Source organism: Micromonospora sp. M51, assembly GCF_018070305.1.
In the GTDB taxonomy this organism is placed as follows: Bacteria; Actinomycetota; Actinomycetes; order Mycobacteriales; family Micromonosporaceae; genus Micromonospora; species Micromonospora parva.
In genome coordinates this window covers 1-1,704 of record NZ_JAGPXZ010001030.1, presented here as the reverse complement: position 1 = coordinate 1,704, position 1,704 = coordinate 1, and the positions used below count along the sequence as shown (strand labels likewise).

The window sequence follows — 1,704 nt, the reverse complement described above, 5'->3', positions numbered from 1 at the left end:
TCCCGGGTCGCGCCACAGGCACCCTGCTCGGCGGCAACCTCTGCATGATCGCCGCGTCGATCGGCACCCCGGACCTGCCCGACCTGACCGGTGCGGTGCTGTTGATCGAGGACGTGCAGGAACCCCCGTACAAGGTCGACCGGATGCTCACCCACCTGCGCCGGGCCGGCGCACTGGACGGCCTGGCCGGGGTGGCGGTCGGGCAGTTCACCGACTGCGGCGACGGCTGGGACACCACGATCGTCGACGTCCTCTCCGAACGCCTCGGGGACCTGGGCGTACCGGTCCTCGGCGGCCTTCCGATCGGCCACGGACCCAACCAACTCACCGTCCCGGTAGGCACCCAGGCCACCCTCGACACCGCCACCGCAACCCTCACCACAACCCCCGCGGTCCAATAACCCCCTCTCCTCCCCTCCCCCTGGCCCGGGGTGGGGTTAGGGGGTCAGGTGGGCTATTGCTCCTGTTTCCAGGGCTGACCAGATGCCCTTCGGGGTGCGGGTGATGCCGTGGGGTTCGGAGTTGGGGGTGGGTAGCGGGTAGCTCTCGATCCGCCCGGTGGGATCGAGGTGACCGATCCGGTTGGCGCCCCACTCGGTGAACCACGCGCCGCCGTCCGGGTCGGCCACTATCGCGTGCGGACGGGCCGCCCGGTCCGGCAAAGGGATCTCGACGATCTCGCCATCCGGGTCGATCCGGCCGAGTTGGCCGGCCGCGATCTCCACGAACCAGATGGTGCCGTCGTCGCCGCAGGTGATACCGACCGGCCCGGCGTTCACTGTGGGTAGCGGATACAGCGTCACGGTGCCGTCGAGGTCGATCCGGCCGACCGCGTTCGCCTGGTTGAGGGTGAACCACAGCGCCCGGTCCGCGCCGGCAGTGATCATCGAAGCGAACCCGCCGGTCACCGGCAGCGGGAACGCGTTGTGGGTGCCGTCGGTCTCCACCCGGCCGATCGTGTCGGAGGTCATCCCGGTGTACCAGAGCGCGCCATCGGGTCCGGCCGCGATGCCGCACGGCCCGGTGCCGGCGGGCAGGGCGATGGTGCGCTGCTCGCCGTCGACGGTGATCCGGCCGATCCGGTCGTCGCCCGAGCGGGTGAACCAGAGCGCCCCGTCCGGCCCGGTCGTGATGATCAGCGGGCGGCTGCCCGCCGGCTCCAGCGGGTAGGTCCGGACCGCGCCGTCGGGCGAGAACCGGGCGATCCCGCCGGCCTGGGCCAGCGTCAGCCACAACGCGCCGTCCGGGCCAGGCGTGATGCCGTACGGCCCAGAATCCGGCCCGGTGAGTGGAATCTCCCGAATTTCGACGGTCATGTCGCGTCCTTCCGTCGGTGATCGTCCACCCTGACCGCTCAGCCAGCGACGACACAACCGATTTCGGCTACCGCCGGCCAGGATTGTCAGCTCGCTGACAGGGTCGCCATGGCTTCCGCCCAGGCTGCCCGGTCACTGTCGGTCACGACAGCGCACGATCACCGAACCTCTGGAGGACAGCATGTCCCGCACCATCCGTAGGAAGCACCTGCTGGCCGGCCTGGCCACCGCCGGCGTCCTCGGCGTCGGGATCGCGGCCCCGACGATGGCGTTCGCCGCCGACACGCCCACGCCGGCTCCGAGCACCAGCACCGCCCCGGCTCCGGGTGCCAAGGCCGACCGGCAGGGTGAGTTCGCCGAGGCCCTCGCCAAGGAACTGGGCGTGCCC

Annotated in this window: 1 protein-coding gene and 2 pseudogenes; 2 read left to right on the top strand and 1 reads right to left on the bottom strand. The window is 71.2% G+C overall.

Annotation, left to right across the window (positions count from 1 at the left end; all coding sequences use genetic code 11):
* Nucleotides 1-401 (top strand): annotated as a pseudogene (locus KBX53_RS32120) (LD-carboxypeptidase); the annotation flags it as partial.
* 36 nt (nucleotides 402-437) lie between these two features.
* Here the strand turns inward: KBX53_RS32120 and KBX53_RS32115 are convergent.
* Complete coding sequence (locus KBX53_RS32115) at nucleotides 438-1,316, bottom strand: virginiamycin B lyase (RefSeq protein WP_210863583.1); 879 nt, start codon at nucleotides 1,314-1,316, stop codon at nucleotides 438-440.
* A 181-nt stretch (nucleotides 1,317-1,497) separates the two neighbouring features.
* On the opposite strand from KBX53_RS32115, the pseudogene KBX53_RS32110 reads away from it, so the two are divergent.
* Nucleotides 1,498-1,704, top strand: a pseudogene (locus KBX53_RS32110) (hypothetical protein); the annotation flags it as partial.

What these genes read in the sequence shown, in the direction of transcription:
- KBX53_RS32115 (WP_210863583.1), bottom strand. Translation starts at nt 1,316, where the DNA reads ATGACCGTCGAAATTCGGGAGATTCCACTCACCGGGCCGGATTCTGGG.